Annotated in this window: 12 protein-coding genes; 6 read left to right on the plus strand and 6 right to left on the minus strand. The window is 59.3% G+C overall.

Translation table 11 applies throughout. The annotated features are described in order from the left end of the window. Positions 1 to 15: 15 nt before the first annotated feature. The 3 genes from ACZ9BX_RS30665 to ACZ9BX_RS30675 all read right to left on the minus strand — a co-directional run bounded on the left by ACZ9BX_RS30665 (position 16) and on the right by ACZ9BX_RS30675 (position 3,262). Positions 16 to 1,248, minus strand: a complete 1,233-nt coding sequence (locus ACZ9BX_RS30665) for an ABC transporter substrate-binding protein (RefSeq protein ID WP_476222023.1) — start codon at positions 1,246 to 1,248, stop codon at positions 16 to 18. Positions 1,249 to 1,313: 65 nt separating this feature from the next. Continuing rightward, positions 1,314 to 2,216: a sugar phosphate isomerase/epimerase family protein gene (locus ACZ9BX_RS30670; protein ID WP_027509668.1), complete on the minus strand. Its 903-nt coding sequence runs from the start codon at positions 2,214 to 2,216 to the stop codon at positions 1,314 to 1,316. Between the two features lie 11 nt (positions 2,217 to 2,227). Continuing rightward, complete coding sequence (locus ACZ9BX_RS30675) at positions 2,228 to 3,262, minus strand: Gfo/Idh/MocA family protein (RefSeq protein WP_476222025.1); 1,035 nt, start codon at positions 3,260 to 3,262, stop codon at positions 2,228 to 2,230. 255 nt (positions 3,263 to 3,517) lie between these two features. Between ACZ9BX_RS30675 and ACZ9BX_RS30680 the strand changes: the two genes are divergently transcribed. The 4 genes from ACZ9BX_RS30680 (at position 3,518) to ACZ9BX_RS30695 (ending at position 6,750) form a co-directional block, all read left to right on the plus strand. After that, positions 3,518 to 3,778, plus strand: coding sequence for an ATP-binding cassette domain-containing protein (locus ACZ9BX_RS30680; RefSeq protein WP_476222027.1), 261 nt, complete (start codon positions 3,518 to 3,520; stop codon positions 3,776 to 3,778). Between the two features lie 10 nt (positions 3,779 to 3,788). Then, on the plus strand, positions 3,789 to 4,829 hold the full coding sequence (locus ACZ9BX_RS30685; RefSeq protein ID WP_476222029.1) for a LacI family DNA-binding transcriptional regulator: 1,041 nt from the start codon (positions 3,789 to 3,791) through the stop codon (positions 4,827 to 4,829). Positions 4,830 to 5,331: 502 nt separating this feature from the next. After that, the gene (locus tag ACZ9BX_RS30690; RefSeq protein ID WP_132565630.1) at positions 5,332 to 5,568 is read left to right on the plus strand and encodes a DUF1127 domain-containing protein; all 237 of its coding nucleotides are present in this window, start codon (positions 5,332 to 5,334) and stop codon (positions 5,566 to 5,568) included. Positions 5,569 to 5,715: 147 nt separating this feature from the next. Further along, complete coding sequence (locus tag ACZ9BX_RS30695) at positions 5,716 to 6,750, plus strand: substrate-binding domain-containing protein (RefSeq protein WP_476222031.1); 1,035 nt, start codon at positions 5,716 to 5,718, stop codon at positions 6,748 to 6,750. Between the two features lie 39 nt (positions 6,751 to 6,789). Here the strand turns inward: ACZ9BX_RS30695 and ACZ9BX_RS30700 are convergent, their stop codons facing one another. Further along, entirely contained in the window at positions 6,790 to 7,989 is a 1,200-nt protein-coding gene (locus tag ACZ9BX_RS30700) for a multidrug effflux MFS transporter (protein WP_476222033.1), read from the minus strand. Positions 7,990 to 8,199: 210 nt separating this feature from the next. Between ACZ9BX_RS30700 and ACZ9BX_RS30705 the strand changes: the two genes are divergently transcribed. After that, positions 8,200 to 8,895, plus strand: a complete 696-nt coding sequence (locus ACZ9BX_RS30705; protein ID WP_476222035.1) for a TetR/AcrR family transcriptional regulator — start codon at positions 8,200 to 8,202, stop codon at positions 8,893 to 8,895. Between the two features lie 3 nt (positions 8,896 to 8,898). On the opposite strand, the gene ACZ9BX_RS30710 is transcribed toward ACZ9BX_RS30705, so the two are convergent. Then, complete coding sequence (locus ACZ9BX_RS30710; RefSeq protein WP_476222036.1) at positions 8,899 to 9,339, minus strand: response regulator; 441 nt, start codon at positions 9,337 to 9,339, stop codon at positions 8,899 to 8,901. A 429-nt stretch (positions 9,340 to 9,768) separates the two neighbouring features. Between ACZ9BX_RS30710 and ACZ9BX_RS30715 the strand changes: the two genes are divergently transcribed. Then, positions 9,769 to 11,511 (plus strand): adenylate/guanylate cyclase domain-containing protein, encoded by a 1,743-nt coding sequence (locus ACZ9BX_RS30715; RefSeq protein ID WP_476222038.1) that lies wholly within the window; start codon positions 9,769 to 9,771, stop codon positions 11,509 to 11,511. A gap of 131 nt (positions 11,512 to 11,642) precedes the next feature. Here ACZ9BX_RS30715 and ACZ9BX_RS30720 read toward each other — a convergent pair whose 3' ends face one another. Then, entirely contained in the window at positions 11,643 to 12,464 is an 822-nt protein-coding gene (locus ACZ9BX_RS30720; protein WP_476222039.1) for an alpha/beta fold hydrolase, read from the minus strand. Positions 12,465 to 12,532 lie beyond the last annotated feature (68 nt).

The raw sequence follows: 12,532 nt of genomic DNA on the forward strand, positions 1-12,532 counted from the left end.
GGTTAGGTCGGGAGACTAGCCGAGGACTGCCTTGATCTTGTCTGCGGCCTGATCAAGCGCATCCTTCGGGCTCATCTGGCCGGTCAGTGCAGCCTGGATTGCATCTTGGATCGCCTTGGAGATCTTTGGCCATTGCGGATGCGGGCCGCGGGGCTTGGCGTATTTCAACTGCTCGATGAAGACCTTGAGGGCGTCATCCTTCAGTGCTTCGCCGGTCGCCGGGATGGTGATGTCGGAACGGGCCGGCAGCTGACCGTAGTTCTTGAACATCTTGTCGTCCTGCGAGGCGAAGAATTCGAGCACTTTGAAGGCTTCGTCCGGGTGCTTGCTGCTGGCAAAAATCGCCCAGTTGAAGTCGCCCATGGCCGACGAGCGCTCAGCGCCTTCCTTCGGAACCGGAAGCAGGGTCACACCCCAGTCGAACTTGGCTTCCTTCATCATGCGGTCGAGTTCCCACGGACCGGAGATCGCCATTGCGGCATTGCCGGAGTTGAAGGTGCCGGTCGAATCCCACTGACCACGTGTCAGACTATCGGGCGAGGCAAGCTTCTCGTCCATGATGGTCTTCCAGGTCTCAAGCGCCTTGACCGCGCCGTCTGCATTGATGTTCTCGTAGCCGCCGCCACCCATCTGGGCCCAAGGAAGAAACTGGAAGGTACCTTCCTCGTTCGCCTTGGCGGAGAACGCCAGGCCATAGACGTTCTTGGCCGGGTCAGTCAGCTTGCGCGCGTCCTCAACGAGTTCGTCCCATGTCTTCGGCGGCTTGTTCGGGTCGAGGCCCTTCGCCTTGAACATGTCCTTGTTGTAGTAAAGCGCGATCGTGTTGGTCGCCTTCGGCACGCCGTAGTACTTACCGTCCCACATCACGGATTTCAGCGGTCCGGGAAAATAGTTCTCCGGCTTTACGACCGTCGACTTCGAGATCATGTCTGTGAGATCGAGGAATGCGCCGCGCGACGAGAAGAGTGCGTGCTCAGGATTGTCGACGGCGATGATATCGGGCGCCTGTCCTGTGGAATAGGCGCGCATTGCCTCACTGACGACGTCATCGAACTGAATCTGGCGATATTCGACTTTAATACCGTTGTTGAGCTTGTTGAAATCTTTGACGAGATTCGGCGCCGGCTGAATGTCGCGGTCGAGCGACCAGACGCTGATGGTAATGTCTTCCGCCTTGGCGGAAAGGCCAAAGAGCGAGACGCCGGCAAGTGCCAGAGCGCCCAGAACTGCAAATTTACGGATAGCCATGGTTCTCCTCCTTTGTGGTTATCCCCGACAGTCCGGCAAAATCCTCCTTGCCGGACGCGGTATCGTCACACCGGATCGACGACGAAATCGCCGCCCCGGGCATGCTTCAGATGATTCAGTGCATGGACCTGGCCGGTCATCTCCAGCGCATCGCGGTAGACCGGATCATGCCAGCCTTCGATATCGATCGAGCCCGACCAGCCGGCCAGACGCAGCTCGGAAATGATGTCCGTCCAGTTGCTGTCGCCGAAGCCCGGCGTGCGCATGAAGACGAACTTTTCCTTGCCGAAGATGCCATGCTCCTTGATGACATCCCAGCGGATCGTCGCATCCTTGCCGTGGACATGGAAGATTTTCTTTGCCCACTTGCGGATCTGTGGCAGCGGCTCGATCAGGTACACCATCTGATGGCAGGGTTCCCACTCAAGGCCGATGTTGTCGTCCGGCGTCTCGTTGAAGATCAGCTCCCAGGCATCCGGATTGTGGGCGATGTTCCAGTCGCCGGTCGTCCAATTGCCGTCCATCGCGCAGTTTTCGAAGGCGATCTTGATGCCCTTGTCGGCGGCGCGCTTGGCAAGCTCGCTCCATATCTGCTTGTAGCGCGGCAGGCTGTCGGTCAGCGGCTTGCCCCGAACACGGCCGGTAAAGCCGGCAACGCAGGTGGCGCCGAAATGATGGGCATTGTCGATGCAGTCCTTCCAGCCTTGCAGCGTCTGCAAGTCGATATCGGTTTCTTCCAGAGGATTGCCGAACATGCCGAGCGTCGAGATGGTGATGTCGCGGCCGCCGATCGCATCGAGGGAACGCTTGCCGAGTTCGGCAAGATCCTGCCCGTTGGTCGTTTGCCAGAAGAAGGGCTCGAAGCTCTCAAAACCCATATCGGCGATCTGGCCGATGCGCTTGTCGGCACCGCCCTTGGACGCGCTGACCATTGTGCCGATACGGATGGACTTTGCAGAATTGCTCACAATCTCATTCCTTATGCTGAAATCTCGATGCGCTTGCCGGTCCTGGCGCTTTCGATCGCGCCGAAGACCATGGCAAGGCTTCTGATATTGTCGCTGCTGACGGTCTCCGGCCGTTTGCCGGTCCGGATGGCGTCCACGAAGCCGGCAATCACGCTGGCATGGCCGTGCGTTTCCTCGTCGCGCTCCGGCTCGGGAACGTTGACGGGCGCAAAGCCGCGCAGCAGACCCGTCTCCTCCCCTGCAACCGCGGCGCCGAACGTGTCGTCTCCATCCCAGGTCAGCATTCCCTTGGAGCCGACGAGACGCCACTGGCTTTCCCAGCTCGTGCGCTCGCCTTCGGCGCACCAGGAGCCGCGATAGGTGAAAACGACATCGTCGGAGAATTCGAAGGTGGCGTTCGCAGAGGCGCCGTGACGGTACCACGATCCCTTGGGATTGCGCTCGATGCAGTAGACAGCGAGCGGCTTTTTGCCAGCGACATAGCGTGCGGCATCGAACGTGTGGATCGCCATGTCGAGAAGCAGGACGTTATCCATGTCTTCGCGAAAGCCGCCGAAATGCGGGGCGAGGAAGAAGTCGCAGTGGATGCCGGTCAGTTCGCCGATCGCACCCAATTCGACAAAACGGCGCATGCGGCGGACACCGGATATGAAGCGGCGGTTCTGGATGATCGCGTGGATCTTGCCGGTTTCGGCCGCAAGATCGATCAACGCAGCCCCCTCCGTCAGGGAGGTTGCCATCGGCTTTTCGCTGAGCACATGACAGCCGGCCTTGAGTGCCGTGGAGACGACGTTGAACCGGGCAGCCGGGATGACGACGTCGAAAACGATATCCGCCTTCGCCTTTGCAATGACGGCGGAAAGATTTGTGCCGATGGCAGCCCCGCTCAAGGCGAATTCAGCGGCGAGCGCTTCGGCAGCAGCCGGATTGACATCGACGAGGCCCGTGACCTCGATCGCTTCGGCCAGAACCGGGGTTTCCTTTATGGCGCGCAGCCAGCCCTTGGACATGGCTCCGCATCCGCAGAGAACTGCATTCAATTTCACGATTTCCTCCCGCGGCGCGCCTCGGCAATCTCCGAAAGCGTGTCCCGTAAACGTTTACGATACTAAGCGGAAAGGTTTCTTTCTGTCAATAGAGGGCAAATTTGAGCAAATGCTGCGGAAAAAAGCTTTAGATGCGCACCTTTAGACAAGTTCGTGCCGCAGCGCAGCAGAGAAATATCCACCATGTCATCTGACTGTCAAACAAACATTCTACCAGATTCGGATTGCACAGCCGTGCAATTGGAGGGATGGAGCATGACACAAGACGCGGTTCTGGAGCTTAATTCCGTTGCCTGCCGCTATGGCGCAACGCAAGTTCTGGACGAAATCAATCCCAGCATCGCCCGCGGCGAATTCACTGCCCTGCTCGGCTCTTCGGGCTGCGGAAAGACGACGTTGCTGCGTGTTCTTGCCAGCTCCATCACCCCTCCTCCGGCTCTGTCACCATCCTTGGTTTTTATGCTGATCGTGGAGCGATTCCTGAAGGCAGACGTGCTTTCGCGTGTGGGACGCTAAAGGAATGCCAATGCGCGACGGCCCGACCAACGAGGGAAAGACCAAGCGCAAGGAGCGAATGCGCTTTGTCAGCGCAGAGCAGGTAGCACAGCTTGCGGGCGTTTCCCGCTCCGCGGTTTCACGGACGTTCACCCCAGGCGCGAGCGTCGCACCCGCGACCCGCGAGCGAGTGCAGAAGGCTGCCGAGGAACTCGGCTACCACGTCAATGATCTGGCGCGCGGCGTCCTTGCCAATCAAAGCCGCCTTGTCGGTATCGTCGCGACACGTCCGGAAGTCGGTTTTCGCGCCCATCTGGCCGCAGCACTTGCAAAAGCGCTGATAAAGCGGGGCAGCATCCCGATCCTGATCGATACCGGGCAGACCGAGGATGAATTGCTTGCAGCGCAGAAGATGCTGATCGGCCACCGCGCCGAGGCAACGATCATCCTCTCCGGTTCGCCGCCCGAAAGCTTCGTCGATATCGCCCACCGCAACGGCCAACCGTTGGTGGTCATCGGCCGCACCGAACCGGATGCGGATCATGTCAGGGCAGGAAACACCGAAGCCTCCCGCAAGGCAGCGGTAGCCTTCTTCGACAATGGCTACCGGCGGCTGGCTGTTGCCGCGTCGCACTCGGCGACGTCCAGCATCGCCGAGCGCGAGACGGCCTTCCGGGCGGCAGCCGAGGAGCTAGGCGCTTCGGTTTCGGTTGGCCGCGGCAGGGATTCCGACTACGATAGCGGCATTGGTGCGGCACGCCAGCTCTTCGCACAGGCTGAACAGCCGGAAGCCGTCTATTGCGCCAACGACCTGATCGCCTTCGGATTGATGGACTATGTGCGAAAGACGCTCGGCTTACGGATACCGGAAGAGGTCGCGGTGATCGGCTTCGACGATGTGCCGGAGGCGGCCTGGCTAAGCTACCGGCTCACGACGTTCCGCCAGGATCCGGCCGTGATGGCGCAGCGCGCCGTCGAACTCGTGGAGCGTCGGCTTGCCAACCCGGACCTGCCGCCTGCCTACGAGAGGGTCATTCCGGAACTTATCATCCGTGACAGCTTCAGGCCTTGATCCACGAAAGATCGCCCTGCGATGGGAAGGCAGTCCGTGTTTCGCACTTCTGCGCCGATCGCATTGCTCGGGCTCTTCAGGCCGATCCTCGAACACGCTGGACTGCTGAACGCGATGATCGACACCACAGCAATGTTGCCGTTATGCAACAATTACGACGGCGATCTCTGCAATTCAGGATTTAATGTTGCCGATCATTCGATGTCGTGTAATAATAAAATTATTCCGCAATTCGATCAGAGGAGGCGTAAATGAATTCCATTATCATGTTTGTGCGCCCCATTGGCGGAACGGCTCTCGTGGCTTCGATGCATTGCGCATCTAACTTGGGCCGACATTACTCCGGGACCTTCTAAGTCCCGGATTTCCGCCATTTTGGCGTTTTCTCACCTAACCTGACGTGACCGGCTGGCAGAACGGCTATTGGCGTTTCTGTGTCCGCCTCCGCGCGTCTTTTGATTCGAAAGGACCTGGCTGCTTGACGGCGCCGGGGCAGAAAATCATGCGTGAAGCACAATCAGTAGTTGTTGAAAGCCTGTCGGCAACGGTCGATGACCTGTGCCAGAAATTTGGTGTCTGGAGAACTGCGCGCGCGTTAGCTCTGGCCGCCTGGAGGCATCATCAAACGGTGAACCAGATCTCCCATCTGTCAAATCGTACGCGCCGCGACATCGGTCTTCCGGAGGTTGACGACGCGCTCGGCGAGATCAGATTCTCCCCTTGGGGCATCCTGCCCTGACGTAAGATGACGTCCGGGCCCGGCGGCTTGTTCGCCGGGCCTGGCATCTGCTGATCCTGAAGACCGCCGCGGACCGCTTTCCGGAAATGCTTTCCTGTGGCAATAAGAGAGATCACGCGTTTCGATTGGGGAGGAAGATCGCTGCCGATGAAGGGGATCCGACAGCTTGCCGAGCATCTGGACATTTCGATCGGGACCGTTTCCCGCGCGCTGAACGGCAAGCCGGATGTCAACGAGGAAACACGAAAGCGCGTGCTCGCTGCCGCCGAAGAGCTCGGCTATGTGGCAAACCAGTCTGGCCGCAGCCTCCGGCAAGGCACGACCAACGTCATCGGCTTGATGATCGAAACCAGCAAGGAAACGGTCGAAAACAGCGACAACTTCTTCCTCGGCCTGACTGGCGGTCTGCAGAGCGTGTTTGCGCGGCACAAACTTGACCTCGTGATGCTGCCCTGTCCCAGCGACGAGGATCCCTATGAATATCTGAAGCGCATGGTGGCGCGGCGCGTCGTCGATGCGATGATCATTTCGGCGACGCAGCGGATCGATAAACGCATCGACCTTCTGGTGAAGGCGAAGATTCCCTTCGTCGCGCTCGGACGCAGTTCGTCCGGTGGCAACTACACCTGGATCGACCTTGATTTCGAGGGCGTGGCCGCATCGGCGGTTGACCGGCTGGTGGCCAAGGGACATCGCAGGATCGCAATCGCAGCACCCTCGAGCGATATCAATCTCGGCTACATCTTCATCGATGCCTACCAGCAGTCACTCCAGCGGCACGGCATCCCGTTCGATCCGAAGCTGGTCATCCGCGTCAAGTCGAGTGAGCAGGGCGGCTACCAGGCTGGCCACGAATTGCTGCTCTTGGACCACAAGCCGACAGCGATCATCCTGATCTACGAGTTGATGGCGATCGGTCTTTACAGAAGGCTGGTCGAGGCAGGCGTCGTTCCGGGGCGCGATCTGGCAGTGATCGGCTTCCGTGAGGAGCCGCGGGCGAAATTCCTGCAGCCGGCCCTCACCTGCTTTCGCATGTCGCTGCGCGATCTCGGCGTCGAATTGGCCGAGACCCTGCTTGCGACCATGCCCGCCTATGCGAAACACTATCCGAAGGGCGCCCGCAACACGATCTGGCCGCTGGAGCTGGTCCCAGGTGAAAGCGACGCCTTTTCCCTCAAGTGACGAGAACGACCGCGCCCGACAAGGCCGCGGCCGGGATTGTTACTCGGCAGGAGCGGCGGCGGCGCGGCGGCCAAGTGTTGCCTGCGTCAGGATGAAGGCAAACAGCGCGCAGGCCGCAATGCCTGCCGCCATTGGAACGGCCGTGCCGTCGGCAAACAGGCTCGATACGACCATTGCGACCGCCGCAATGACGAAGTGCAACGTGCCCATCAATGACGAAGCGGTGCCTGCGATCTCACCGTGATCCTCCAGAGCAAGAACCGCGCTCGTTGGAATGACAAGGCCGAGAAAGCCATATCCGATGAAAAGGAAGACGGCCAGCACAGGAAGCTGGTTGATGCCCGCCGCCATGACGACTGCCAAGACGACCATGACGAGGGCATAGGCGGTGACGGCTGTGCGCATGACGCGAACGAGTCCGAAACGCTCGCCGAGCCAGCCGGTCGCCTGCGATACCGCGAAGAAGGAGACGGCGTTGATCGAGAAGGCGAAGCTGTACTGCGTCGGCGTCAGGCCGTAGTGCTGGATGAGCACGAAGGGCGAGTTGGCGAGATAGACGAGGAAGCTTGAAATCCCGAGACCACCGATGAAGCTGAGCGTCAGGAAGTTTTTGTCGCGGAGCAGGAAGCCGTATGCCGACATCGCGCTGCCAAGGCTGCTTTCCTTGCGTTCCTTTGCCGGACGGGTTTCGTCGAGCTGCGTTGCAAGCAGGGTGAGCCCGATGAAGGCTGCGATCATCACTGCCCAGAAGACGCCGCGCCAGCCGTAGAACTCTATGACCGCACTTCCGGCCAGCGGAGCGAGGATCGGCGAGATCGAAAAGACGAGCATGAGGAGCGACATCAGGCGGGCAGCCTGAACACCGGTATGCATGTCACGAACGACGGCCCGCGGGATGACCATGCCGGCCGCACCGCCGATGCCCTGGATGAAGCGGAAGGCAATTAGGGTTTCGATGTTCTGCGCCAGCGCGCAGCCGATGCTGGCTGCGGTGAAGATGCCGATACCCAGATAAAGCGGCAGTTTCCGGCCCCACATGTCGGACAGCGGACCGTAAAGCAGTTGGGCAAGTGCAAAGGAAATGAAGAAGGAGAGAAGGCTCAGCTGGGTTACGCTGTTGTCGGAGCCCAAATCGGCGCCGATCGAAGGCAGCGCCGGAAGATACATGTCGATGGCAAAGGGGCCGATGGCCGATAAAAGGCCAAGGATGAGCGCAATGCGAAAGAATGAAGCGGTCATTTGGAGATCTTTCATAAAAGCGCAGCGAAGGAGGCAGAATATGTCTCTCCGCTGCATTGCTCTCGAGGGGATTCAAAATGATGTCGGCTGCAGGCGCGACGCGCTTGGGAGAAGCGTCAACGAATGCGCACCAGTGCGTCAACTAATTTGGACACGGCTGTAAAATTAGACAGTGTTGTCTAAAACGTCAAGACGCATTATCTTTAGCGGATGAAAAACGTCGCGACACCCGAAAAGAGCGCGGACGGCCCGACGCAGCGCGGGCAGTTCAAGAAACGCGCTTCCATTCTGGAGGCAGCAGCCGATGTGTTTTGCCGCCAGGGCTTCGCAGGGGCGAGTATCGATGAGATCGCGGTCGAGGCCAACGTCTCGCGACAGACCATCTATAATCATTATTGCGAGAAAGAGACCCTTTTCGTCGCCGTCGTCGACGACGTGCTGAAGCGCGCCAATTCGATGCTTTTTTCGATGCTGGCAACATTTCCGGCAAATGCGGATAATCTGGAAGAAGATCTTGTCGCCTTTGCGGTCCGCGTCAACAAGAACTGTATCTGCAATCAGGATGGAAAATTTCTGCGCCGCCTCGTCCAGAACGAGGGCGAACGCTATCCGCACCTTTTCGAGACCTGGCGCCAGCAGGGCCCGGGCCGGATCGTTTCGGCGCTCGGCGCCCTGTTTGCGCGGCTGAGCGCCAGCGGTGCGCTGAAGATCGACGACTTCGATGTGGCGGCACGGCAATTTCTTGCGCTCGGGAACGCGGATCTGCAGATCATGATGCTCTTCGGGCAGACGCCGACGGACGAGCAACTCGAAAGTGCCGCACGCAATGCGGTGCGGACGTTCCTTCGCGCCTACGGTACGGACAAACCGGCCGAGCGGCAAAAACTTGCAGCCCTCAGCGGCTGAGCCTCAGACGAAGACCGACATCTGCGACGGCACGGCGGCAAGCGCGCCGTTGCGGCGTGCAACGGCATACTTGAGCGACTGTTCGACGACGGCCGGCTTGACCGGCTTTTTGACGACGCCGAGCGTCCCCTTGACGCCTCCGGCAATCATCTCCGGGTTGCCTGTCATGAAGACGACGGAAATGCCGTACTCTTCGGCGAGCCGCTGACCGATTTCCGGGCCGGTCGCGCCATCCGACAGGTTGACATCAACAAAGGCGACGTCCGCTGTCGAGGCAAGACGCAGCGCCTGTTCCTTGTTTGCAGCGAGACCCGTCACTTCCACTCCCATGGCTTGAACGGTCGCTTCGAGGTCGAGGGCGATTAGAAACTCGTCTTCGACGATCAATACTCTGTGGTTCATCATGTCATCCCTAAGCCAACTACGAAAAACATTCGTGGCCATGACACCCTCTCCCATTGACCTAGGCGCGCGAAGGACTTCGTACCGAACGGCTTTTGCCGACGGAACTTGGCCAGATAACGGGTAGCGCCGGGATATGTTCCGGGTCGATACGCATATTTTTTCGATTAACCCTTTGTTAACGCTAATAAAACACTAAGATCGGCATAAGCCATTGATAACAAGCGGTTCTAAATTTGCGGAATTAGGTAGCGAATGCCACCAGATCTTCGCCTCTGAAAAGTGCTGGTACTGATTGCAGAAACGGAGTTGCCACGCCCCAGGTCCGGTGGGCCTTCGGCACGTGAGGCTCCCATCGGCCGTTCCGCTTGGTAGTGGGGTGTTGATCCAGATCTGAGGCGGCTCAATGGACTTCCACCCAGGGCGCAAATACCATAGGCGCAATTCCACCTCCTCGGGTGCAATTGCCCAATGGCCGAAGAACGCGTCCAGCGCCGTCTTGCAGCAATCGTCGTCGCTGACGTCGTTGGCTACTCGCGTTTGATGGAGGGCGACGAGGTTGCGACGCTGGCGGTGCTGAAGGAGCGCCGGGCGACAATTCTCCAACCTATCGTGCGGGCGCATGGCGGCCGGATCGTTAAAGTGATGGGAGACGGGGTCCTCCTGGAGTTCGCAAGCGCGGTCAACGCCATGACCGGAGCGATCGAGTTGCAGCGGAAGATGGCGGATGCGAACGCCGCCCTGCCAGAGGCACGCCGTATCGTCTTGAGGATCGGCATCAATCTCGGCGATGTCGTCGTAGACGGCGGTGACCTTTATGGCGACGGCGTCAACATTGCCGCACGGCTACAAAGCTTGGCCGAGCCGGGAGAAATCTATGTGTCGGCGGGCATCCGTGATCAGGTCAAACGTAAGCTTGCGTTTGACTTTGACGATCTTGGACCGAAATCTCTGAAAAACATCGCCGAACCGGTTCATGTCTATCGCCTACTCAATGAACCCGTCGCCAAGGTCGGCCACGAGGGACAAGCCGCGCTGCCGCTGCCTGCCAAGCCATCCATCGCCGTGTTGCCGTTCACCAACTTGAGCGGGGAAGCCAAGCAGAACGTTTTCACAGACGGGTTGACCGAAGACCTGATTACCGACCTTTCAAGAAATGCCGGCCTGTTTGTCATCGCGCACCATTCGACCTTTGCCTACAAGGGAAAATCGGCCGACGTTCGCTTGATCGCACGCGATTTGGGCGTCCGCTACATCCTTGAGGGCAGTGCGCGCCGCGCCGCCGGACGCGTGCGCATCAACGTTCAGCTCATCGACGCCGTGGGCGGAGATCACCTCTGGGCCGAACGCTTCGACCGAAACCTCGAAGACATATTCGGCGTACAGGACGAAGTCACAGATAAGATCGTCGAGGCCCTTGTCGGACGCTTGGCGGATTCACCGTCACGCAACCGTCCGAAGAGCCTGGAAGCTTATGACCTTTGTGTCCGCGGGCGAAGTCTGATCTCAGCGTTCAACAGTTCGCCAGAAGCGCTTCGCGAGGCCGAGATACTCTTGAACCAGGCAGTCTCCATCGATCCCGAATATGCGGAGGCATTTCGCTGGCTGGCTTTTGTTTACTGGCAATTGTGGGCGCAGAGCATCGAACCCACGGAAGAGAACCGATCACGAGCCCTTGAACTGGCCCGCAAGGCAGTAGCATTGGACGAGAACGACGCTGCCGGCCATTGGTTTTTCGGATTTTTGCTGGCCCATGAAAAACGCTGGCCCGAGTCCGATGAAGAGTTCGCCGCCGCCTTCACGCTGGAACCAAACAATGCGGATGCCCTAGCCATCTGTTCGGAGCTTGCGGCGTTCGCAGGTCGCGCATCGGAAGCGATCGAACTGACCCAAAGGGCGCTTCGACTGAATCCGCACCCGGCCGGGTGGTATTATTGGCAGCTTGGACTCGCGCATTACGCGGCCCGCCAATATGAAGAAGCCGTCAAGATTTTGCGCATGGAGGCGATCTACCGTAGCCCCTCGCGCCGCATACTGGCGGCTAGCCTTGCCCAACTCGGACGCACAGACGAGGCGATGCGTGAGGCAGCTCTTTTCATGGCGATGACCCCGAAATTCACCATCACCCACTGGGTCGCGGCACAACCCTCGCGCGATCCGGAGACAGTCCAGCGCTTCGTCGAAGGCTATCGCATGGCCGGATTGCCGGAATGAGTGGGAACAGCCTCGATCTGTGGAAATTGCGCTCCGTTGAGTGAGCACGCTCCCAAAGCTCTGCTCTAAATTGAGTGCGACGCCTCGTGCCACCAGTCGGCTCAGCGCTGACGGGATCGCGCCCAGAGCGGCTACGAACGCTCCAGAAATCTCCAAATCAGGCCGGCCACCTTTTCAGGATCTTCCCAATGAAGGTTATGGCCGTGGCCAGGAAGGGAAATGAACTCCGCGCCGACGATGCCATCCTTCATCTTCGCCTGGTTTTCCTCAGTCGCGATCACATCCTCCTCGCCCCGCAGGATGAGCGTCGGCGCGGAAATATCCTGCAGCAGCGGCGACGGATCATAGGCAAGCTGTTCGTAACAGATGGAATGCCAGATTCGTGACGGCATCGCGGCGCTTTCGCGGCGGGCATGGGCCAGGAAACGCTCTTCAACCGGAACTGCGCCGGAACACCATTCCCGGATGAATGTGCTCTCTGGATCAATCGGATCCCGGAGCATCTGAATGTTCTCCCACAACCACCCCTGACGCTCGCGCAACGCGGCGGATGTGGACATAAGAACGACTTTGCCGACGATGCCGGGCCAGCGCTCAGCGATTGCCTGCGCAAGCCGTCCCCCAAGCGAATGGCCGACTACGTGCGTCGGCGCAACGCCCAGAAGCTCTATCAGGAACCGGACATCATTCGCCATCTCGGGAATAGTGTAGCAACCCTCAGGCTTGTCGGAATTCCCGTGACCGCGCAGGTCTGGCGCTATGACGCGAAAGCCCGTTGCGAGATAAGGCGCGGTGAGGCTCCAGCTTCGGGCGCTGTCAGTAAACCCGTGTAGCAGGAGGATGGGCGCGCCGTTGGGGTCGCCCATCTCGACGTACGAGAGTCGTAGCCCGTTCGGCAGCATGGCGGTCCGCTTTAGCGCTAAAAAGTGCTCTTGGGAAATCGATTCAACCACCTGTTCACCTTCAATGCTGACTTTATATTGTCATAACTGTCGCGATTGTAGCGTCCGCTTTGAGGCCA

The organism is Rhizobium sp. USDA 3886 (genome assembly GCF_056279785.1).

Bases quoted from the DNA above. Each gene is read 5' to 3' on its own strand.
- ACZ9BX_RS30710 (WP_476222036.1), bottom strand. From the start codon at position 9,339: ATGGCCACGAATGTTTTTCGTAGTTGGCTTAGGGATGACATGATGAAC.
- ACZ9BX_RS30705 (WP_476222035.1), top strand. From the start codon at position 8,200: ATGAAAAACGTCGCGACACCCGAAAAGAGCGCGGACGGCCCGACGCAG.
- ACZ9BX_RS30665 (WP_476222023.1), bottom strand. From the start codon at position 1,248: ATGGCTATCCGTAAATTTGCAGTTCTGGGCGCTCTGGCACTTGCCGGC.
- ACZ9BX_RS30680 (WP_476222027.1), top strand. From the start codon at position 3,518: ATGACACAAGACGCGGTTCTGGAGCTTAATTCCGTTGCCTGCCGCTAT.
- ACZ9BX_RS30695 (WP_476222031.1), top strand. From the start codon at position 5,716: ATGAAGGGGATCCGACAGCTTGCCGAGCATCTGGACATTTCGATCGGG.
- ACZ9BX_RS30715 (WP_476222038.1), top strand. From the start codon at position 9,769: ATGGCCGAAGAACGCGTCCAGCGCCGTCTTGCAGCAATCGTCGTCGCT.
- ACZ9BX_RS30690 (WP_132565630.1), top strand. From the start codon at position 5,332: ATGCGTGAAGCACAATCAGTAGTTGTTGAAAGCCTGTCGGCAACGGTC.
- ACZ9BX_RS30700 (WP_476222033.1), bottom strand. From the start codon at position 7,989: ATGACCGCTTCATTCTTTCGCATTGCGCTCATCCTTGGCCTTTTATCG.
- ACZ9BX_RS30685 (WP_476222029.1), top strand. From the start codon at position 3,789: ATGCGCGACGGCCCGACCAACGAGGGAAAGACCAAGCGCAAGGAGCGA.